This window comes from Mesorhizobium sp. M0615, from assembly GCF_040320805.1.
In the GTDB taxonomy this organism is placed as follows: Bacteria; Pseudomonadota; Alphaproteobacteria; order Rhizobiales; family Rhizobiaceae; genus Mesorhizobium.
Map to the genome: position 1 here is coordinate 183,119 of NZ_JAMYQI010000003.1, position 20,709 is coordinate 203,827.

The 20,709-nt window shown below is 63.4% G+C and carries 21 protein-coding genes; 5 read left to right on the forward strand and 16 right to left on the reverse strand.

All coding sequences use genetic code 11. The features are described from left to right. The first annotated feature begins 323 nt into the window (after positions 1–323). The 3 genes from NKI46_RS06010 to NKI46_RS06020 all read left to right on the forward strand — a co-directional run bounded on the left by NKI46_RS06010 (position 324) and on the right by NKI46_RS06020 (position 3,978). Positions 324–1,286, forward strand: coding sequence for a sugar-binding protein (locus NKI46_RS06010; protein WP_023672352.1), 963 nt, complete (start codon positions 324–326; stop codon positions 1,284–1,286). 122 nt (positions 1,287–1,408) lie between these two features. Next, positions 1,409–2,947, forward strand: coding sequence for a sugar ABC transporter ATP-binding protein (locus NKI46_RS06015; protein ID WP_023672351.1), 1,539 nt, complete (start codon positions 1,409–1,411; stop codon positions 2,945–2,947). 44 nt (positions 2,948–2,991) lie between these two features. Further along, positions 2,992–3,978, forward strand: a complete 987-nt coding sequence (locus tag NKI46_RS06020; protein WP_023672350.1) for an ABC transporter permease — start codon at positions 2,992–2,994, stop codon at positions 3,976–3,978. Positions 3,979–3,980: 2 nt separating this feature from the next. Here the strand turns inward: NKI46_RS06020 and phnN are convergent, their stop codons facing one another. The 10 genes from phnN to NKI46_RS06070 form a co-directional block, all read right to left on the reverse strand. After that, positions 3,981–4,610: a phosphonate metabolism protein/1,5-bisphosphokinase (PRPP-forming) PhnN gene (gene phnN, locus NKI46_RS06025; RefSeq protein WP_352745511.1), complete on the reverse strand. Its 630-nt coding sequence runs from the start codon at positions 4,608–4,610 to the stop codon at positions 3,981–3,983. Next, positions 4,607–5,761 carry an alpha-D-ribose 1-methylphosphonate 5-triphosphate diphosphatase gene (locus NKI46_RS06030; RefSeq protein ID WP_352745307.1) on the reverse strand — a complete coding sequence of 385 codons (1,155 nt, stop codon included), beginning with the start codon at positions 5,759–5,761 and terminating at the stop codon, positions 4,607–4,609. Before NKI46_RS06030 ends, phnN begins: the two co-directional genes overlap by 4 nt. A 34-nt stretch (positions 5,762–5,795) precedes the next feature. Then, the gene (locus NKI46_RS06035) at positions 5,796–6,503 is read right to left on the reverse strand and encodes a DUF1045 domain-containing protein (protein ID WP_352745309.1); all 708 of its coding nucleotides are present in this window, start codon (positions 6,501–6,503) and stop codon (positions 5,796–5,798) included. 137 nt (positions 6,504–6,640) lie between these two features. Next, positions 6,641–7,453 (reverse strand): 5-deoxy-glucuronate isomerase, encoded by an 813-nt coding sequence (gene iolB, locus NKI46_RS06040; protein ID WP_352745312.1) that lies wholly within the window; start codon positions 7,451–7,453, stop codon positions 6,641–6,643. A 190-nt stretch (positions 7,454–7,643) separates the two neighbouring features. Beyond that, positions 7,644–7,892, reverse strand: a complete 249-nt coding sequence (locus tag NKI46_RS06045; protein ID WP_352745315.1) for a DUF3329 domain-containing protein — start codon at positions 7,890–7,892, stop codon at positions 7,644–7,646. Between the two features lie 9 nt (positions 7,893–7,901). After that, a complete protein-coding gene (gene iolE, locus NKI46_RS06050) occupies positions 7,902–8,819 on the reverse strand; it encodes a myo-inosose-2 dehydratase (protein WP_023814495.1) in 918 nt (305 codons plus the stop codon). Between the two features lie 145 nt (positions 8,820–8,964). Beyond that, complete coding sequence (gene iolD, locus NKI46_RS06055; RefSeq protein ID WP_352671956.1) at positions 8,965–10,815, reverse strand: 3D-(3,5/4)-trihydroxycyclohexane-1,2-dione acylhydrolase (decyclizing); 1,851 nt, start codon at positions 10,813–10,815, stop codon at positions 8,965–8,967. A 33-nt stretch (positions 10,816–10,848) separates the two neighbouring features. Then, the gene (locus tag NKI46_RS06060) at positions 10,849–12,783 is read right to left on the reverse strand and encodes a bifunctional 5-dehydro-2-deoxygluconokinase/5-dehydro-2-deoxyphosphogluconate aldolase (protein ID WP_352671954.1); all 1,935 of its coding nucleotides are present in this window, start codon (positions 12,781–12,783) and stop codon (positions 10,849–10,851) included. Positions 12,784–13,032: 249 nt separating this feature from the next. Beyond that, a complete protein-coding gene (locus NKI46_RS06065; protein ID WP_352653229.1) occupies positions 13,033–13,587 on the reverse strand; it encodes a hypothetical protein in 555 nt (184 codons plus the stop codon). An 18-nt stretch (positions 13,588–13,605) separates the two neighbouring features. Continuing rightward, positions 13,606–14,451: a MurR/RpiR family transcriptional regulator gene (locus NKI46_RS06070; protein WP_023744933.1), complete on the reverse strand. Its 846-nt coding sequence runs from the start codon at positions 14,449–14,451 to the stop codon at positions 13,606–13,608. A gap of 314 nt (positions 14,452–14,765) precedes the next feature. Here NKI46_RS06070 and NKI46_RS06075 point away from each other — a divergent pair, with 314 nt between their 5' ends. After that, on the forward strand, positions 14,766–15,875 hold the full coding sequence (locus tag NKI46_RS06075; RefSeq protein WP_027049095.1) for a Gfo/Idh/MocA family protein: 1,110 nt from the start codon (positions 14,766–14,768) through the stop codon (positions 15,873–15,875). A gap of 12 nt (positions 15,876–15,887) precedes the next feature. On the opposite strand, the gene NKI46_RS06080 is transcribed toward NKI46_RS06075, so the two are convergent. Continuing rightward, positions 15,888–16,586: a helix-turn-helix transcriptional regulator gene (locus tag NKI46_RS06080; RefSeq protein ID WP_023821754.1), complete on the reverse strand. Its 699-nt coding sequence runs from the start codon at positions 16,584–16,586 to the stop codon at positions 15,888–15,890. A 127-nt stretch (positions 16,587–16,713) separates the two neighbouring features. Here NKI46_RS06080 and NKI46_RS06085 point away from each other — a divergent pair, with 127 nt between their 5' ends. Beyond that, positions 16,714–17,349, forward strand: coding sequence for a LysE family translocator (locus NKI46_RS06085; protein ID WP_023672340.1), 636 nt, complete (start codon positions 16,714–16,716; stop codon positions 17,347–17,349). A 115-nt stretch (positions 17,350–17,464) separates the two neighbouring features. Here NKI46_RS06085 and NKI46_RS06090 read toward each other — a convergent pair whose 3' ends face one another. From NKI46_RS06090 to NKI46_RS06110, 5 genes are all read right to left on the reverse strand, one after another. Then, positions 17,465–17,980, reverse strand: a complete 516-nt coding sequence (locus NKI46_RS06090) for an SRPBCC domain-containing protein (protein ID WP_023672339.1) — start codon at positions 17,978–17,980, stop codon at positions 17,465–17,467. Further along, positions 17,958–18,317 (reverse strand): ArsR/SmtB family transcription factor, encoded by a 360-nt coding sequence (locus NKI46_RS06095; RefSeq protein WP_023672338.1) that lies wholly within the window; start codon positions 18,315–18,317, stop codon positions 17,958–17,960. The genes NKI46_RS06090 and NKI46_RS06095 overlap by 23 nt, the downstream gene beginning before the upstream one ends. A gap of 75 nt (positions 18,318–18,392) precedes the next feature. Next, entirely contained in the window at positions 18,393–19,484 is a 1,092-nt protein-coding gene (locus NKI46_RS06100; RefSeq protein WP_352595125.1) for a 3-deoxy-7-phosphoheptulonate synthase, read from the reverse strand. A 473-nt stretch (positions 19,485–19,957) separates the two neighbouring features. Continuing rightward, positions 19,958–20,380, reverse strand: coding sequence for a type II toxin-antitoxin system VapC family toxin (locus tag NKI46_RS06105; protein ID WP_352745320.1), 423 nt, complete (start codon positions 20,378–20,380; stop codon positions 19,958–19,960). Then, on the reverse strand, positions 20,377–20,640 hold the full coding sequence (locus NKI46_RS06110; protein WP_352745323.1) for a type II toxin-antitoxin system Phd/YefM family antitoxin: 264 nt from the start codon (positions 20,638–20,640) through the stop codon (positions 20,377–20,379). Before NKI46_RS06110 ends, NKI46_RS06105 begins: the two co-directional genes overlap by 4 nt. Positions 20,641–20,709: the final 69 nt, after the last annotated feature.

Sequence of the window (20,709 nt, forward strand, 5' to 3'; positions counted from 1 at the left end):
GTGTTTACTAATACAAAACGACGCTGTAACGTCAATCCGCCGTGTCCGGTCAGGTGGGACCCGTGCGGCGAGAAGTGCACGTGAATGGCCCGATGGCGAGCGGGGTTTGCCTCCGCAAGCTTGGTCTCGGACATGTGATATGTCAGACAAATCAGACTATTTACGAGCACGGGATGAGTCTCTAAAGTCCGTGATCGCGACCGACGACGCCATTCTTCAGCGCCGGGAACCTCTGAGGAGGAGGGCGTCCAAATCGCGAGCGGCAAGTCAGTGAATGCAAGATCGGTTCAGTCCGACGACTGAGCCAAAACGGGAGGTTGAACATGAAATCCTTGATACGACATGCATCCGTGGCCACCGCAGCCCTGCTGCTTGGCCTGACCGCGACAGCCATTGCGCGCGCCGACGACAAGCCGACGCTTGCCTTCGTCGTCAACGGCGCTTCCGATTTCTGGAAGGCCGCCGAAGCCGGCGTCAAGAAGGCGCAGGCCGAATTGCCCGACTACAATCTCGAACTCAAATATCCCGAGCAGTCCTCGGTCGCCATCCAGCAGCGGCTGATGGACGATCTGGTGACCGCCGGCGTCAAGGGCATCATGGTCTCGGCCGTCGACCCCAAGACCTCGACCGACGGCCTGAACAAGATCGCGTCGGAAACGGCGCTGTTCACCACCGACTCCGATGCCCCGCAGACCAAGCGCGTCGCCTATATCGGCTCGTCCAATGTCGACGCCGGCAAGCAGGCGGCCGAGATCGCCAAGAAGGCGATGCCGGACGGCGGCAAGTGCCTCGGCTTCGTCGGCCTGCTCGGCGCCGACAATGCCAAGGAACGCATCCAGGGCATGAAGGACGGCCTCGCCGGCAGCAAGATCGAACTGGTGGACGTGCGCGGCGACGACATCGACCAGGCGCGCGCCAAGAAGAATGTCGAGGACGCGCTGGTCGCCAGCCCCGACATCACCTGCATGGTCGGCTTCTATTCCTACAACACGCCGCGCATCTATGAAGCGCTGCGCGACGCCGGCAAGCTCGGCTCGATCACCGTCGTCGGCTTCGATGACGATCCGATCACGCTGGGCGGCGTCAAGGAAGGCACCGTGGCGGCGACCGTCGTGCAGCAGCCCTTCGAGTGGGCCTATCAGGGCATGAAGCTGATGGCCGCCTATCTCAAGGGCGACAAATCAGGCATTCCGGAAGGCGGCCTGATCATCATCCCGACCAAGATCATCGGTAAGGACGATGTCGACACCTATGCCGCCAATCTGAAGGCGATGTCCGGAAACTGAGACCACGAGCAGTTGCGCCGGCTCAGGGTTCGCCTTGAGCCGGCGATCGTGTTGACGGGTCGGCCAAGGCCCGTCAGTCTGTAGCCCACCGGCTGCTGGCAAGCCTGATCAAATATGGCGTGATGAATTATTCCGACCCATCTATCGTCGCAACCACCCCGTTCCTCGGCCTCGAGAACGTGCGCAAGACCTATCCGGGCGTGGTGGCGCTGGACGGCTTTTCCATGGAGGTCAGGCCGGGCGAGGTGATCGGCCTGGTCGGCGAAAACGGCGCCGGCAAATCGACCTTGATGAAGATCCTCGGCGGCGTCACCAGGCCGGACAGCGGCGCCATCACCGTCGACGGCGTTGCGCATGACGGGCTCACCGTCGAAGGCAGCCTGGGGTCGGGCATCGCCTTCGTCCACCAGGAACTCAATCTCTTCGAAAACCTCGATGTTGCCGCCAATATCTTCTTCGGCCGCGAGCCGTTGCGCGGCGGGCCGCTGAGATTGGTCGACCGCGCCAAGCTGCGCGAAATGGTGGCGCCACTGCTGAAGCGCGTCGGCGCCAATTTCTCCGCCGATACGCCGGTTGCCTCGCTGTCGCTGGCGCAGCAGCAGATGGTCGAGATCGCCAAGGCACTGTCGATCAAGGCGCGGCTGGTGATCCTCGACGAGCCGACGTCGAGCCTGCCGCTCGCCGAAACCGACAAGCTGCTCGACGTCATCAAGGCGCTGAAGGCCGATGGCATCAGCGTCATCTTCATTTCGCACCGGCTGCATGAGGTCGAGCGCGTCGCCGACCGCGTCGTGGTGCTGCGCGACGGCATGCTGGCTGGCACCTTGCCGAAGAGCGCCATCAACCACGACCAGATGGTCAAGCTGATGATCGGCCGCATGCTGAAGGAGCGCGAGAAGGCCTCCGAGGCGGCTCGGGCGCCGGGCGCCACTGCGCTCTCGGCCAAAGCCATCCGCACCCCCGCCTACCCTGCCCGGCCGGTCGACCTCGACATCAGGCGCGGTGAAATCCTCGGCCTCGCCGGCCTTGTCGGCTCCGGCCGCACCGAACTGGCGCGGGTGTTCTTCGGCATAGACAGCACGCTTGGCGGTGGGCTCGAACTCGACGGCAAGCCGCTTGTGCTGGGTTCGGCGGCCGATGCGGTCGCGCATGGCATTTTTCTGGTTCCGGAAGACCGCAAGCTGACCGGCATTTTGCTTGACCTGTCGATCGCGCAGAACATCTCGCTGCCCAACCTGCCGGCGCATGCGAAGCGTCGACTGGTGTCGGCAAGCGCCGAGACCGCCACCGCCGAGAAGCAGAAGAGCAATCTCGGCATCAAGGCGCCGTCGGTGCAGACGCGAACCGGCACGCTGTCGGGCGGCAACCAGCAGAAGGTGGTGCTGGGCAAATGGCTGGCGATGAACCCGAAGGTGATGATCCTCGATGAGCCTACGCGCGGCATCGATATCGGCGCCAAGGCCGAGATTTACGGGCTGATGCGAGCCTTGGCCGATGCCGGCGTGGCCGTGCTGATGATCTCCAGCGACATGGAAGAGGTGATCGGCGTGTCCGACCGCATCGCCGTCATGCATGAGGGCCAGATCTCGGGCATTCTCGACAAAGAACAATTCAGCCAGGAAAACGTGCTGTTGCTGGCGGTCGGCAAGCCGGCAAACTAGCGGGCTTCAGGCGATTGCCGGTCCGGCGCATTGGGGAGAAGACGATGAGCAAAAAAGATCTCGGCCTGCTGATCCTGATCCTGGTGGTCGGCGCCGTGGTGACCGCCATCAACCCGCGCTTTCTTTTGCCGATCAACCTCGCCAACACCTCGAACCTGATCGGCCTGTTCGGGATCCTCGCCATCGGCCAGGCCTTCGTCATCATTACCGGCGGCATCGAATTGTCGGTGGGATCGCTGGTGGCGCTGCTCGGCACGCTATTCATCGATTTCATCGCCGTGCGCGACATGCCATGGCCGCTGGCGCTGCCGCTGATCCTGGTGCTGGGCGGCATCATCGGACTGGCGCATGGCTGGCTGATCACAAGGCTGAAATTGCAGCCCTTCGTGGTCACGCTGTGCGGCCTTTTGATCTATCGCGGGGTCGCCCGTTTCTATACCGCCGACGGCACCGCCGGCTTCGCCTTCGGCCAGAATTTTCCCGAGCTCGAATTCCTCACCGCGGGCCGCAGCTATGGGGTGCCCAACAGCTTCATCGCACTGATCGTCATTTCGATCGTCATGTGGGTGGTGCTGCACCGCTCGGTGTTCGGACGCTACCTCTATGCCATCGGCAAGAACGAAGAGGCGGCGAAATATTCGGGAATTCGCACCGGCCGTGTCGTCATGGCCGCCTATGTCATCTGCGGCGTGCTGACGGCGCTGTCGGCGATCTATTTCGCCATGTACACGCGCTCGATCTCGCCGGCCAGCCACGGCCAGTTCTACGAGCTCTACGCCATTGCCGCCGCCGTTCTCGGCGGCTTCTCGCTGCGCGGCGGCGAAGGCTCGCTGGTCGGCGTCATCCTGGGCACCGTGCTGCTGCAGGAGTTGCAGAACCTGGTCAATCTGCTCGGCATCCCGTCCTCGCTCAACTTCGCGGTGATGGGCGGCGTGATCCTGATCGGCGTGCTGGTCGACCAGCAATGGGGCGTGTTCCGCGCAAGGCGGCTGATGCTCGATGCCAGCCGGAAGACTGTCGCGGCGGAGTAGCGCTACATCACGCCGGATATATCCGAGAAGGCCATCGCCTTGCGCAGCACCTCGGCGAAGCGTTCTCCGGCGGCTTCGCGCCGGCCGCCATTGTCGATCGAGGTGACGCCGGAGCCGGACAAAGCGATATTGGCGCTGCGGGCGAGCCGAGCCAGCACTTCGCCGCGCGATTCGCGGCCGCGCTGGGCGAGACGCTCGGCGAGGATTTCCGGCGAGGCGGTGATCTCGACGACAGCCAGATTGGCATAGCGCTCCCGCAGCACCGGGATGACTGCGCGCGAGACATTGGCGACCGCGACATAGCCGTTGGCGATGGACCAGTCGACATCGGCCGGAATGCCGTAGCGCAGGCCGTGCGCCTCCCAGGAAATGGCGAAGGCGCCGTCGGCCTCGGCTTCGACAAAGGCCGCGTCGGCCAGCGTGTCGTGATCCTCGCTTGCCGCATCGCTCGGCCTGGTGATGACCCGGCGGACGAACTCCAGCCTCGTCTCGTCGGCAAACAAGGTGCGGGCATAACCGATTACCGTATCCTTGCCGGCGCCACTCGGGCCGACGACGGCGACGAAGACGCCGTTGCGGACCGGAAAGGCCTCGCTGCTGAGTTCGCGCTCGATCGACGCCGAGACCATCAGGCGACCCGCCGCCCTTGGCGCCAGACGGTGCGCACGACCGGCACATGATCGTCGAGGCGCACCCGCACGAGGTCGGCGCGGCGGCCCTGTTCGATGACGCCGCGGTCGTTTAGGCCGATCGCCTCGGCCGGATTCTTCGACACCATCGCAACCGCCTGCGGCAGGGAAATGCCCTCGACGACGTCGCCGAGGAAGAAGGCCGACTGGATCAGGCTGAAGGGAATGTAGTCGGACGACAATATGTCGAGCAGGCCGTCGCCGGCCAGCGTGCGGGCCGAGACGTTGCCCGAATGCGAGGAGCCGCGCATGACGTTGGGCGCGCCCATCAGCACGCCGAGCCCGGCATCCTTCGAGGCCTTGGCGGCTTCCAGCGTGGTCGGGAATTCCGCGACGCGCACGCCCTGCTCGATCGCTTCGTCGACATGGCCCGATGTGGCGTCGTCATGGCTCGCCAGCACAATGCCCCGCTCGTTGCAGGCGGCTGATATCGCCACCCGGTTCGGTCCCGAATTCTTCGCTGATTCCGACATCCGCTTTTCGCAGAACAATTGGAAGTCGCGATCGGTCAGCTTCAGCTTGCGCTGGTAGTAATAGGCGTAGGTCTCGAGATTGACGAACTGGCGCTGTCCCGGCGCATGGTCCATCAGCGAGGCCAGTTTGACCCGCTCGTCGCCATCGAAATTAGCGAAAGCCCGCAAGCAATCCGGCGCCGAGACCTCGCAGCGCAGGTGCAAGAAATGGTCGGCCCGCAACCGGTCTTTCGCGACGCTGTCCTCGATCGCGCCGGCGAGCTTGCGGATGTCGTCGGAGGTAATATCCGCGTCCTCGTCCATGCCGACACGCAAAGCGTCGAGCACGGTGGTGATGCCGGCGGTGGCCACCTGCGCGTCATGGGCAAGGACGGCGGCGATCGGGTTCCAGCGCACTTTCGGGCGCGGCGCATAGTGGCCTTCGAGATGGTCAGTGTGCAGCTCGACAAGGCCGGGAATGATGTAGTCGCCGCCCATGTCCTCGCCGCCCATGCCCCCGCCGGTGTGGCCGGTGCCGGCGTCGACGCCGGAGATAAAACCGTCGCGCAGCACGAGCGACCCTTCGACGATCTCGTCGGCAAGCACGATGCGGGCGTTGTGGAGAACAGTTTCGGCGGTCATTCAGGCAGTCCTTGCTTACTCGGACGAATTGCGGTCAGGCGGTTTTTCGGGCAGCGCGGCGGCCGAGCGCATGATGCGAAAGCACCATGAACGGAGCGCCCGGTTCGGTTTCGACGAACAGCGTCAGCGCATCCACCAGCACCGGCTGCTGCAGCACATCGGCGAACAGGCTGTCAATTGCCGCGCGCAGACGTTGGCTTTCCTGCGGCCCGGCCCGGCCGGACAGTGTCATGTGGAAGCGAAAGGTCTCGAACACGTAGGGGTAGCCCCACTGACAGAGATTGCGGAACTCGGCGGGTTTCAGCGAATCCGGGCTGCGCCGCTCGATCTCGGCCTCGGTGAGCGGCGCGCGAAAACGGTCGAAGCTAAGCACGACATCATCGGCGAAACGGTTGAGCGGCGGCAGCGGGCCTTCCGGCAGCAAAGCGAAGAAACCATCGATCTGGCTGACGACCAGGCGCGGGATGGTGACCGTCGGCGTTGCTTCGGCAAAGGCGTCCAGCGCCGCGCGCAACGAGCTTTCGGTTTCGTTGGCGGCCAACCGGAAGGGCGCTTTCAGCGTCGCATGAAAACCGTAGCGCCGCGCCGATGCGGTGTGAAAGGCGACTTCGGCCGCCGACAGCTCGCCCACCGCCTCGACCGGCCTGGTGGCGGCGCCAAAGGGGTCGCGGCCCAGCCAGTTGGCGGCGAGCCGCGCCAGCGGCTCGTCCTGCCTCGGGGTGAAATAGATGGCGTAGCGCATCGAAAAAAATCCTCGTCAGCCCGCTGCCATAGGTGATATCCATGACGGATTGACGAAGCTTATGCGAGTTTTCGAAGGCAAATCGACCCCATGGATCGTTAGCCGACGATTTTTCTTCCGGCGCAAGCGAAGGCCGATCAGGCCTTCATGAGCCATTCGTGCTCGGGCGCGTTGTGGAACTTCCACGTCCGCTTCGGCCCGGCCATGACGTTAAGGTAATAGAGGTCGTAGCCGTGACAGGCCGCGCACGGATGATAGCCCTTGGGCACCAGCACGACATCGCCGTCCTCGATCGCCATCGCCTCGTCCAGTTCGCGGGCGCCCGACTTGTCGGCGTCGGTGTAGACCCGCTGGAAGGCAAAGCCCTGCGGCGGGTTGAGGCGGTGGTAATAGGTTTCCTCAAGATAGGATTCGGCCGGCAGATTGTCCTGATCGTGCTTGTGCGGCGGGTAGCTCGATGTGTGGCCACCGGGCGTGATGACCTCGACCACCAGCAGCGAGTCGGCGGGCTTGCCCTCGGGCAATATGTTGGTGACGTAGCGCGTGTTGGTGCCTTTGCCCCGAGTCTCCTGGCCGAGGTCGTCGGGTGCGATGACGCGAACGGGCAAGCCGCCGCCCAGGCCCGGCGCCGAGCAGACCGCGAGTTCGAGATCGGTGTCGGCGGTGACCGACCAGTCCGAACCCTCCGGAATATAGACCGACCACGGCTTGCCCTCGAAGGGCGACATGCGCTCGCCGAGCAGGCCGAGTTCCTGGCCGCCGGCCTTTGCCGTGCCCTTGCCGGTGACGAACACCAGGCAGACTTCGCGACCGCCCGTCTTACCCGAGGCGTTTTCGCCGGGCTTCAAACGGTGCAGGTCGAAGCCGACATAGGTCCAGCCGGCGCTGTTGGGCGTGACATGCGCGACGCGGCCATGGCCCTTGTCGGCTTTGACGAGCAGTTTCGACATGTTTTGTCTCCTATCGCAAGTCTTCGAGGTCGGCCTCTCAACTTCGTCATCCTAGGGCGAAGCAGGAGCGAAGCTCCGTCGCGAAGACCCTAGGATGACGAAGCAAGGGACGTTCCGGCCAATCACCGACGTAGGCGATACGCCAGGTGTCGAGTGTCCGACCCGCAAGCCCTTCCGAGCCACGGCCGCTTCATTCCTTCGGTTCGGCGTCCGCCTTCGCTTCGCCGGTCTTCGGTCGATCAGGCGCAGCCTTGCTCTCCTCCACCGGCTTGTAAAGATAGAAGAACTGCCACACCGCGTAGGCAGCAAAGCCGAGCGCGATGACACCCCAGAACGGCGTGCCGGAGGCGAATTCTATCCCCGCCCAGATCACACAGACGGCGACGACGGCAACGCGCCGCCACAGCGGCCGGAAGAACGGGTGCTCGTAATCCTTCATCGGATCGCCTCAGGCATTGGGAAAGCCTTGCGTCTCGACCGTGTAGCCGGCCGCCGTCATCACCCGCATCAGCTCCTTGTAACCCACGTGGGCCATCTTCAGCGGCGGGTTCTTTTTCGGGTCCTGCTCGGCCTCGACGACGAACCAGCCTTCATAGCCATGGTCGGCGAAGCGCTGCACGATGGCGCCGAAATCGAGCGAACCGTCGCCAGGCACCGTGAAGGCACCGAGCGCCACGGCGTCGAGAAAGGACTGCTTTGTGCGGTCGAGCCCGTCGATCACGCCCATGCGCACATCCTTCACATGGACATGGCTGATGCGCTTGTGGTGGTTGTCGATGGCGCGCAGCACGTCGCCACCGGCAAAGGCGAGATGCCCTGCATCGAGCAGCAACGGAATGCCTTCGCCGGAATGGCGCATGAAGGCATCGAGCTCCGGCTCGGTCTCGACCACCGCCGCCATGTGATGGTGATAGGACAGCGGCATGCCTTGCTCGGCGCACCATTCGCCGAATTCGGTGAGGCGCCTGGCATAGGCCCTCATCTCGTCGTTGGACAATTTCGGCTTCGTGGCGAGAGGCCTGGAGCGATCACCCTGGATCGAGCGGCCGACCTCGCCATAGACGATGCAAGGCGCATTCACCGCCTTGAACAGGTCGATCATCGGCTGGATGCGATCCTTGTTCTTGCCCATGTCCTCATCGACCAGCGTGCCGGAGAACCAGCCGCCGCACAGCGTCACGTCGGCCTTTTTCAGGATAGGCAGCATGATTTCGGGGTCATTGGGAAAGCGGCGGCCCATTTCCATGCCGGTGAAGCCGGCCGAGCGCGACTGGCGCAGGCACTCTTCCAGCGAGACGTCGTCGCTGAGTTCGGCAAGATCATCGTTCCACCACGCAATGGGGGACATGCCCAGTTTGGCTTTCAAGTTTTAGCTCCGGTTTCTTGTTCACCCTCCCCCTTGTGGGGAGGGTCGCTGCGAAGCAGCGAGGTGGGGTGCGGCGCCAGACCCCCACCCGGACCTGCGGTCCGACCTCCCACAAGGGGGAGGTAGGGGGCAGCGCTGACTTGCATCAATCGCCAATAGTCTGCATCTGCCGCTTTTCGTCATAGGCTTTGCGCGCTGCGTTGACCTGCGGCCGTGCTGACACTTCCGGCACCGCGACATCCCACCAATGGCCGCCCGCGTCGGTGGAAATCAGCGGGTCGGTGTCGATGACCAGTACGGTGGTGCGGTCGTTGGTTTTCGACTTTTGCAGCGCGGTCTCCAGGCCAGTGATCGACGGCACCTTCTCGGCAATAGCGCCCATGCTCGCCGCATGCGCGGCGAAGTCGATGTCGGGCAGGATCTCGTGGCGCGCGTCCTTCAGGAGGTTGTTGAAATTGGCGCCGCCGGTGGCCATCTGCAGCCGGTTGATGCAGCCATAACCCCTGTTGTCGAGCACCACGATGGTCAGCTTCAGGCCAAGCATCACCGACGTGGCGATTTCGGAATTCATCATGAGGTAAGAGCCGTCCCCGACCATGACGACTATCTCCTGGTCGGGCTTGGCCATCTTGGCGCCGAGCCCGCCGGCAATCTCGTAGCCCATGGTCGAGAAGCCATATTCGCCATGGTACGAGCCGGGCGCGCCTGCCTGCCAGAGCTTGTGCAACTCGCCCGGCAGGCCGCCCGACGCGTTCAGCAAGGTCACGCCGGACCCCAGCGCGCGCTGCACGGCGCCGATCACCTGCGCGTCCGACGGGAAGGCGGCGTTGGTCGACGCCGTCACCTTGGAGGCTTCGGCCTGCCAGGCCTTCTTGCCTTGGGTCGCATTGTCGGTCCATGTCGCCGGTGCTTTCCAGTTCCCCAGCGCAGCACCGAGTTCGGCGAGCCCTTCGGCCGCATCGGCGACCAGCGGCAGCGCACGATGCTTGCCGGCATCGAAAGGCTGCACGTTGAGTCCGATGATGGTCTTGCCGGAATTCTTGAACAGCGCCCATGAGCCGGTGGTGAAATCCTGCAGGCGGGTGCCGATCGCCAGCACGACATCGGCCTCTTCCGCCAGCCGGTTGGCCGCGGACGTGCCGGTGACGCCGACTGCCGCCATGTTGAGCGGATGTGTGTCGGGCTGCGAGGATTTGCCGCCTTGCGTCTCGCAGACCGGAATGCCGGCGCTCTCGGCGAATTTCGCCAGTTCATCCGAAGCCTGCGAATACAGCACGCCGCCGCCGGCGATGATCAGCGGTTTTTTCGCACCCTTCAGCGCGGTGACCGCCGCCGCCAATTCATGCCGGTCCGGACGCGGCCGGCGCTGGTGCCAGACGCGCTCGGCGAAAAAGCTCTTGGGATAGTCATAGGCCTCGGCCTGCACGTCCTGGCAGAGCGACAGCGTCACCGGGCCGCATTCCGCCGGATCGGTCAGCACCTGCATGGTCCGCGCCAATGCCGGGATGATCTGCTCGGGACGGGTGATGCGGTCGAAATAGCGCGACACCGGACGGAAGCAGTCATTGACCGTCGCGGTGCCGTCGGAAAAGTCCTCGGCCTGCTGCAGCACCGGGTCGGGAATGCGGTTGGCGAAGACATCGCCCGGCAAAAACAGGACGGGCAACCTGTTTACATGGGCGAGCGCCGCCGCCGTCACCATGTTGAGCGCACCGGGGCCGATCGAAGAGGTCGCGGCCATGAAGCGGCGGCGGAAATTGGCCTTGCCATAGGCGATCGCCGCATGCGCCATCGCCTGCTCATTGTGGGCGCGGAAGGTCGGCAATTCGTCGCGCAGCTGGTACAGCGCCTCGCCGATGCCGGCGACATTGCCGTGACCGAAGATCGCCCACACACCGCCGAAGATGGGCACTCGTCTGCCGTCGATCTCGGTCATCTGCTTGCTCAGAAAGCGGGTCAGCGCCTGCGCCATCGTCAGGCGGATTGTCTTGCTCATGGTGTTTTCCTCCGCAGTCCTCTTGCCGCGCCTTTATGCTGCTTTACGGCCACGCGCGGCAAGCCACGCTTCGGTCAACTGTTCGAAGCGCGCGGCCATGTCGGCGATAGCCTCGTCATCCGTCATCTTGCCCGCCAGCCATTGTTCGGCGGCGTGGACGAAGATGGTGCGGCCGACGGCAAAGCCCTTGACGATCGGCGCCTTGGCGGTGGCGGCAAAGGCCGCTTCCAGTTCGTCCTGCGGCGCTTCGAGACCCAGCAGCACGACGCCACGACACCAGGGATCGTGCTTCAGGATCACCGCTTCGATCTTCGCCCAGGCGCCGGCCGACGCCTGCGGTTCGAGCTTCCACCAGTCCGGCTTGATGCCAAGCGCATAGAGTTCTTCCAGGGCGCGCGGGATGGTCGTTTCGTCGAGCTTGCCGTGCTTGCCGGCGATGATCTCGACCAGAAGCTCCCGGCCGACCTTCCGCGCGGCTTCGAACAGCGAGCGCAGCTTCTGCTGCTGCTCATCCTTGAGCGCTGCCGGATCGTCGGGGTGATAGAAGCACAGGCATTTGATGCAGTGGTCGACCGGCCATTCCACCAGTTGCGAGCCGATGTCCTGCGAGAACTCGAAGCGCAGCGGCCGCGAGCCCGGCAGTTCGACGGGACGGCCGAGCCAGGCAAAGGGGTGGCGGGCGAATTCGAACATTGCTTCGCGGCCATGCTTCTCGTCGATCAGCATGCCATAGCCGTCGCGGCCGGCGGCGACTTTCGCCGCAGCCTTGACCGCCAGCACCTTGAAATCGCGGATGCGCGCCGGATCGGCGCCGGTCTTTGCCGCGACGTCCTCAAGCTGCACACGGTGGTCGCAGGCGAGCGCCATCATCGAGGGGATATCGCGGCGGCGGGTCGTCGCCCAATGGATGTGGTTGATCGCCTCGTCCTTGCGCAACGCTAAGTGCTTGCTGCCGTTCTTGAGGAAGAACTGCAATTCCTCGAAGGTCGGATATTCCGGCGCGCAGAGCAGCCGCGACACGGCGAAGGCGCCGCAGGCATTGGCCCAGGTCGCCGCCGTTGCCAGGTTTTCGCCACCGAGCCAGCCGCGCAGAAAACCGGACATGAAGGCATCACCCGCGCCGAGCACATTGTAGATCTCGATCGGAAAGCCCTTGCCGACGATACCGTCTTCCAGATCGTCGCTGACCGGCCCGTCATAGACGATGCAGCCCATGGCGCCGCGCTTCAGTACGATGGTTGCCTTGGACAGCGCGCGGATCGTCTTCAACGCACTCAGGCAATCGTCGGCACCCGACGCGATCATGATCTCTTCCTCGGTGCCGACGATGAGATCGCAATCGGGCAGCACCGTCTTCAGCTGGGCCGAGACGCGGTCGGATTTGACATAGCGCTCAAAACCTTCGGCATGGCCGGCGAGGCCCCAGAGGTTGGGGCGGTAGTCGATGTCGAACACCACCTTGCCGCCCCTGGCCTTGATGATGCGGATAGCCTTGCGCTGGGCGGCGTCGCTGTTGGGCCGGGAAAAATGCGTGCCGGTGACGACGATCGAGCGGGCCGAGGCGATGAAGGCTTCATCGATGTCTTCTTCGGCAAGCGCCATGTCGGCGCAGTCGCTGCGATAAAAGATCATCGGCGAGACCCCTTCGCTCTCGACCGAAAGCAGCACCAGAGCCGTCAGCCGTTCCTTGTCGGTCTTCAGCCCGTCGACATTGACGCCTTCGCGCCGCAGCTGCTCGCGGATGAAGCGGCCCATCTGCTCGTCGCCGACGCGGGTGAGCAGCGCCGAGCGCAGGCCTAGTCTCGCCGTGCCAACCGAGATGTTGGCCGGGCAGCCGCCGACCGATTTGGCGAAGGAGGTGATGTCCTCCAGCCGCGAGCCGATCTGCTGGCCGTAAAGGTCGACGGAAGCGCGACCGATGGTGATGACATCGAGCGTCGCCTGTTTGGCGTCCACGGCTTCGCTCATTGGAACCTCCCGTCGGTCTTGTTGTCTTGAGCAACGTAGTTGGGGGACACGCGCGAGCGGCAGCGTGGCGCCGGGAATATGAAATAATAATTCCAATCCATAGTCAATATGGAATGAGCATTCCTTCCTTTAAAAGTGCCGAAGAGCGATGGCTGCTGGAGACTTAGGATGGAGACCCGTTACCGCGCAACCAGATGTGGATCGAGACGAGTTTGAGGGGGAAAGCCGCCAGCCGACAAAACGATTCGGTTATGAAAAAGCACGCCAGACCACACTCCCAAGGTCGGGAGAGTAGCGGGCGATGATAGCCTCCTGATCATTTTCCTGCGTCAGAGTTACCTGCTTCCCAGTAGCGTCACCTAGCAATCGCACAAAGCGGTCAAGGTGCTCAATCTCAGTTTCTCCGCTGACTTGCCTAGGATCGAAGTCGAACTCGATTTCGACAACGGTGAAGAAGTGACATGCAAGCTGGATTGGCCCGACGTAAAAAGAAAGTAGGCTGTCTGTTTCGCTTTCCAGGGCGGCTTCGACCCCCAATGGCATCGATTCGATCTTGCCGGAGACACTGAAATTGGCAGGCGGGGTCCATTCGAGGAGGATGTCCCAGACGGCCTGCCAATCTGCCTCAGACGTGTTCAGAACGTAGATATCTCGCCATGAGCCGTCCCAAGCGAAATCCGATGCGATCTGTTCCCAATTCATGCATGAACCATTCTCGATGAACTTCGGTTCTAGCATGGCATACGGGATGATCCCTTTCCACAGATCCCAGGTCCGCATTTTCCGGACGGAAAACCGCTTCACGCCTTTTTCTGGGATTGCCTAGACCTTGCGCTTCTTTCCGGTGCTGCGCCGCTTCTCGCCGACGCCGACGGTGAGCGCCATGGCCAGCGCCATGGTGGCCGACAGCGAGCGGAAGCCGGCAAAATCGGCCTCGGCGACCTCGAACCAGACCTTGGCGAACTGCGCTAGTGGCGAAAACGAACTGTCGGTGATGGCGATGATCGGCACGCCCTGTTCGGAAATGGTGCGGGCCTCCTCGATGGTGGCCGGCGCATAGGGCGAGAAACTGATGGCAATGACGGCGTCCGCCGGGGTGGCGAAGGCGACCATCTCGGCATTGAGGCCGGCGGCGGATTCGATCAGCTGGTTGCGGATCTTCAGCTTGCCCAAGGCATAGGCGATGTAGCTCGCCACCGGGTAGGAGCGGCGCTTGGCCAGGACATAGATGGTCTCGGCCTTGGCCAGCAGCGAGATCGCGTCTTCCAGATGCGCCTCGTCCAGCGAGCGCGAAATATCGTTGAGCGAAGTGCTGGCGGCGGCGACGAAGCCGTCGAAGATGGCTCGGTGTCCAGCACCCGCATCGGCCTTGGCGCGCAGCGCCTGCAGGCGTTCGTCATAAGAGGAATTGCGCTCGCGCAGCCGCTCGCGAAACACCTGCTGCAGGCTGGTGAAGCCGTCGAAGCCTAGTTGCTGGGCAAAGCGGATCAAGGTGGACGGCTGCACGCCCGCCGAAGCGGCGATGCTGGCGGCGGTGCCGAAGGCGATGTCATCGGGATTGTCGAGCGCATAGGCGGCGATCTGGGCGATGCGCTTGGGCAAGGTTTCACGGCGATCGAGGATCGTGGCGCGCAGCGTCTCGAAGTCGCGAGGTACCCGTTCGTCCATCGTCGCCCCGTCCAAGCTCACCTAAAGCGCGTCGCGGTGAAACGGATGTGCGATGCGCTTTAAGTCTTTGTTTTGATGCATGCCGTTGTCCCAGAACCGCGGCACACTTCTGGGCGACACGCATTGGAGCATGATGCCGAAAAGTGTGCAGCGGTTTCGGACGACATCATGCTCTCTTTAACTCAAGTGACGTCCTCTCTGCCCCATCATAGCGAGCCTGCGCAAGAAGGCCATAAAAAATGAGGCAGACATTCCATTCGGAGAAGAAATGGACTAATTCATCCATCGATCGCTTCAGGTATTGGGAGAAAGAAATGGTCGGCGTTGGTCTTATCGGCACGGGTTTCATGGGCAAATGCCACGCCATTGCGTGGAGCGCCGTCGGCGCCGTCTTTCCCGATGTCGCCAAGCCGAAGCTGGTCCATCTCGGCGAGGTCAACGAGGAGCTGGCCAAGCGCAAGGCCGGTGAGTTCGGCTTCGCCAAGGCGTCGGGCGACTGGCGTGCCGTCGTCAACGACCCCGAGGTCGATATCGTCTCGCTGACCACGCCCAATCAGTTCCATCCGGAGATGGCCATCGCTATTCTCGAAGCCGGCAAGCATCTGTGGTGCGAGAAGCCGATGGCGCCGAGCTTTGCCGAAGCAGCGGCGATGGCGGCCGCGGCGAAGAAGTCCGGCAAGGTCGCAGCGCTTGGCTACAACTACATACAGAGCCCGGCCATCCGCCACATCGGCGCGCTGCTCGAGGAAAAGATCATCGGCGAGGTCAACCATCTGCGCATCGAGATGGACGAGGACTTCATGGCCGACCCCGAAGCGCTGTTCTTCTGGAAGCATGAGGCCGCATCCGGCTATGGCGCGCTCGACGATTTCGCCGTGCATCCGCTGTCGCTGGTCTCGACACTGTTCGGCCGCGTCACAAAAGTCATCTGCGACATGGCCAAGCCCTATGCCGACCGCAAGCTGGCCGGCGGCGGCCGCCGTGCGGTGGAGACCTACGACATCGCCAGCGTTTTGATGCATCTGGAAAACGGCATTGCCGGCACGCTGCTGGTCAACCGCTCGGCCTGGGGCCGCAAGGGCCGCATCGCCATACAGATTTTCGGCTCCAAAGGATCGATCCTGTTCGACCAGGAGCGGATGAACGAAATCCAGCTCTATGTCACCGCCGATCGCCCGACCGAACAGGGCTACCGCACCATATTGGTGGCGCCACATCACAAGCCCTACGACGCCTTCCTCCCGGCGCCCGGCCATGGCCTCGGTTTCAACGACCTCAAGATCATCGAGTGCCACGAACTGCTGACCCGCCTTGCCGGCAGGCCGGCACGGGTCATCGAATTTGCCGAAGGGCTGGAGATCGAGCGCACCGTGCACGCGATGGCGAGGTCGTTCGAGGAGAAGCGCTGGGTGGATGTGCGGTAAGATCCGCTCGCTTCAGCCGCCAGCGACAGCGTTCGCCTCCCAGCCATTGACCCAGACCTGCCGCAGGCGATCGCCTTCGCCCTTGAAGCGCAGGCCGGTCGGCTGGCAAGCCTCGATGCGGTCGCTGCGGAAATTGCGGATGGCCTGGCGCAGTTCACACCAGGCGACGATGTTGGCGGTTTCTGAATAGTAGATCAGCGCGATTGGACGGATCAGCCGCTCGGAGGCGCGGCCGATTTCGTCGCGATAGGACAGGTCGAGCTTTTCCTCGTCGCGGATGGCGCGGCGCACAAGCGCCAGATCGATGGTGCCGATTGCCGGTGCAGCGAACCCCCAGACATGCAGTGCGTTGGCGTCGAACGCCTGGCGTAGTGGCGGCGGCACGGCGCCGGCGATCTTGGCGCTGACGCGCTTGGCCGCCTGCTTGAGTTCGCTGTCTCCCGTGCGCTCCAGCAGGGCGAGCGACAGGACGATCGCCTCCATCTCCTCGATTGAGAACATCAGCGGTGGCAGGTCGAAGCCGGGCCGCAATATATAGCCGATGCCACGCCCGCCTTCGATCGGCACGCGCATCGCCTGCAGTGCGGCGATGTCGCGATAGATCGAACGCACCGTGACTTCCAGCTGCCCGGCGATCATCGCCGCCGTCACCGGCTGCCGCGCCAGCCGCAGGATCTGGATGATCTCGAACAGGCGCGACGCCTTGCGCATTTCCTCTCCCTGATGAAACGCTACTGACACATCCCCGTCAGTTGGGATGATTTATTGGACTGCCTATCGGGTTGAAAATCAACAAATTCCTCCACGGCACCCCAGCAGGAAGCGACAGGCAACTGACATGAGCTACGCGGAAAATCTCTGGCTGTTCTTTATCCTGCTGTCCGGCATCATCATCGTACCCGGGATGGACATGCTGTTCGTGCTTGCCAATGCGCTCACCGGCGGCCGCGACCGGGGCCTCGCCGCCACCGGTGGCATCATGGTCGGCGGCATCGTGCACACGCTGAACGGCGCCATCGGCGTCGGCCTGCTGATGCATTTCGTACCGATCCTGTACAAGCCGCTGCTGATAGCCGGCGCCGCCTACATGGCCTTCATCGGCATCTCGCTGATGCGCAGTTCCATCACCGTCGGCCACGACGGGCCCGCCGGCAGCCGTACGGCCTGGAAGGCCTTTCGCCAGGGACTGGTGACCTGCCTGATCAACCCGAAGGCCTATCTCTTCATATTTGCCGTCTATCCGCAGTTCCTGAAGCCGGATTACGGCCCGATCTGGATGCAGGCGACGGTCATGGGCTTGCTGACGATGCTGACGCAGGCCGCCATCTATGGCGGGCTCGCCATCACCGCCGGCCGCAGCCGCAATCTGCTGGTGGCCAATCCGCGGGCGACCGCTTTTGCGGGCCGGGCGGCCGGACTGCTGCTGTTTGCTGTCTCGGTGTTTACGGCATGGGAAGGGTTGAGGGCAGCGTGATCCCGATCAAGCGATGACGCCGCGTTTCTTCGCCTCGGTGCGGCGCTTGCGGATCACTGTCCCGGTCTTTTCGTCGTCGAGGGCGGCAGCTACCCCGTCCGCGAGACCGATGACGTCATGACCGCCTCACGCCCTCGCCCAAGACGACGAGAAGCTCGTCCAATTGCTCGAACGTCTCGCCCATCGCATCCGCCGCCCCGGTACCGGCCGCGTCGAGAGCCTCCTTCGAGGGATAGAGTTCGTGCATGACCAGCAGCGTCTTGCCACCCTTTTCCTCGAAGGTCAGCGTGGTGACGGGTCCACCGTCACCACCTTCCTCATTGGTCCAGACGAGGCGTGAGTGGGGTGTCACTTCGATATACCTGCCGAAGAATTCGTGAAGGTCCGAGGCGTCGTGGCCGAACACCAGGCGGTACGTGCCTCCGGTACGAGCATCCATCTCGCATGAACGCAGGAACATGCCCATCGACTTCGGCACCCACCACTGCTTGAACAGCTCGGGCTTGGTCCACGCCTCGAACACGATGCGCGCCGGACCGTTGACCGTTCGCGTGACGACCAGCTCCCGTTCGGACTTCCGTTCGACCGTGGTGCGGCTGTTCGTGGGCTCACTCTCGGTTCTTTGGCGCATCGGCTTTCTCCTTCCGTTTCAATTCCTCGACAACCTTGTCCAACTCGTTGAAGCGTGCGTCCCAGAGCAGGCGGTGCCGCTCGATCCAGGCCGCCTCTTCCTCCAGTCCGCGCAGGCCGAGCTTGCAGGTCCGCACGCGGCCAACCTTCTGCGTGGTGACGAGCCCCGCCTGCTCCAGGACGCCGACGTGCTTCTTCATGCCCGTGAGGGTCATGTGGAACTTTCCGGCAAGCTCGGTGATCGAAGCGTCTGCGCGTCCGAGCTGCTCCAGAACGCCACGCCGGGTGGCGTCCGAGAGCGCGGCGAACGAGGAATCCAAGTCGGTATACTGAACCATACGGTTCAGTATTTAGCAGACCGGTTGCCGGGGTGCAAGGGGAGCCGCAGCGTCCTTCCCGCGCATCGCCTCGTATCAGGCGGCGCCCGGCCGGTTCTCCATCATGGCGCGGCGGGCTGAGCGGCGCCATTCTACGGCGCCGGCGAGGCCGTGCAGCACCGTCTCTGTGGTCGCCCAGTCGATGCAGCCATCTGTGATGCTCTGGCCATAGACGAGCGGCTTGCCTGATACCACGTCCTGCCGGCCGGCGACGAGATTGCTCTCGATCATGACGCCGATGATACGCTCGTCCCCTGCTGCCACATGGCCGGCGACATCGGCCGCCACCTTCGGCTGGTTCTCCGGCTTCTTGCTCGAGTTCGCGTGGCTGACATCGATCATCAGACGGGGGGCGACGCCGATGCGGGCAAGTTCGACCGAGGCCGCCTCGACGCTCGCCGCATCGTAATTCGGCTGAACGCCGCCGCGCAGGATGACGTGGCAGTCCTCATTGCCGGTTGTAGTCGCAATGCCGCTGCGTCCGCCCTTGGTCACCGCCATGAAATGATGCGGCTGGGCGGCGGATTTCACCGCCTCGGCGGCGATCCTGAGATTGCCGTCGGTGCCGTTCTTGAAGCCGACCGGGCAGGACAGGCCGGAAGCCAGTTCGCGGTGGATCTGGCTCTCGGTGGTGCGCGCGCCGATGGCGCCCCAGGCGACGAGGTCGGCAATGTATTGCGGCGTCGTCATGTCGAGAAATTCGGTGGCCGAGGGCAGGCCGAGATTGTTGACCGCCGACAGCACGTTGCGCGCCATCCGCAGTCCCTTGTCGATGTTGAAGCTGCCGTCGAGATCGGGGTCGTTGATAAGGCCCTTCCAGCCGACAGTCGTGCGCGGCTTTTCGAAATAGACCCGCATGACGATCTCCAACCGGTCGGACAGGGTCTCGCGCAGCGCCACTAGCCGGCTGGCATAGTCAACGGCCGCGACCGGGTCGTGGATCGAACACGGGCCAACGATGACAAGCAGCCGGTCGTCGGTGCCGTTCAAGATGGCATGGGTGGCGTTGCGTGATGCGCTCACGGTGCGCGTTGCCGTCAGCGTGCGCGGGATCTCCCGCATCACCTCGTCCGGCGTACTCAATTCTCGGATTTCCTTGACCCGAAGATCGTCTGTGGTGGTCAACACGGCTTTCTGCTCCTGTTTTTAGGAGACCTGCCGGCTGATACAAAAAAAGCCGCCAGGTCTGGCGGCTGTTCGGACTTGTTGCTGCAATCTTCAGATCGAGCGCAATCCTCCCGCCGCCAGCGAGCTCGTAAAGTACCAATAGGTGGCGGTCAGGTTGATCATGAGGCTCATATAGTCGATGCGGAGGCGCTTGTCACGTGGGGTATGCGGAGACAATTCGGGATGGGCCGAATCCTCGCGATTTCGTCATCCCTGGGCGGAGCAGGAGCGAAGCTCCGTCGCGGAGACCCTGGGATCCATTCCGTGACCTGGGCCGTGGAGTGCGGCGGAGCAGAATTCTGGACCGTAGCAGCGCTCTGAAGTCGCGGCATGGATCCTCGGGTCTGCGCTGCGTCGCCACGCTCCTTGCTCCGCCCGTGGATGACGAAGTGCCGACGGTTCGCCAATCGCCAACACGTATAACGCGGAGCGGCTCATGCCGTCCATGGATCGAGGAGTTCAAGCCCTAAGCCTTCGAAATGTTTCGTATTGCGCGTTGCCAAGGTGAGCTCGTGCGCAATCGCAGTGGCTGCGATCAGGCCGTCCATCGACGATAGACCACGACCGCGGCGCTTGCCAAAACCCATCAGGTCGCCCCAGGCCAAGGCAACCGCATCGTTCACCGGCAAAACCCGCTGTTCGAAGCGCTGGGGCAGGTCCCGGGCGAGCCATTCGGCCAGCGCCTCGCGTTTGCGGCCCTCATCCATCAGAGAGACGCCGCGCCGGATCTCGGCGATCGACACTACGCTGATGAAGGAGCGGTCCTCATCAAGCTCGTCCAGCCAGCCCAGGACACGTGCGACAGGCGCTGGCCTCGTCACCTCGGACAGGACGTTCGTGTCGAGCAGCAGTCTCACAGCGGCAGGTCACGCGGTTCGTCGCGCTGACGTTCAAGCTCGAGATCGGCGCCGCGCAGCGACGAGTCCAGCAGGAACTCGGCAAGCGTACCCTTGCGTGCGATCTTGCGCTGCCATTCCTCGGCCGAGACGACAACCACGCTTGGTTTGCCGTTCTTGGTGATCGTCTGCGGCGAGGACTGCGCGCGCTCGATGACCTCGGAGAGCCGGGCTTTTGCCCCGGCAACCGTCCAGTTGGTGCCTTTGGATGACGTTAGCATCGCATCCCTCGTGACTATCATGACTATCATGACTATCTGGGAATGGCGATGTTGCTGCAACAGGGTTTG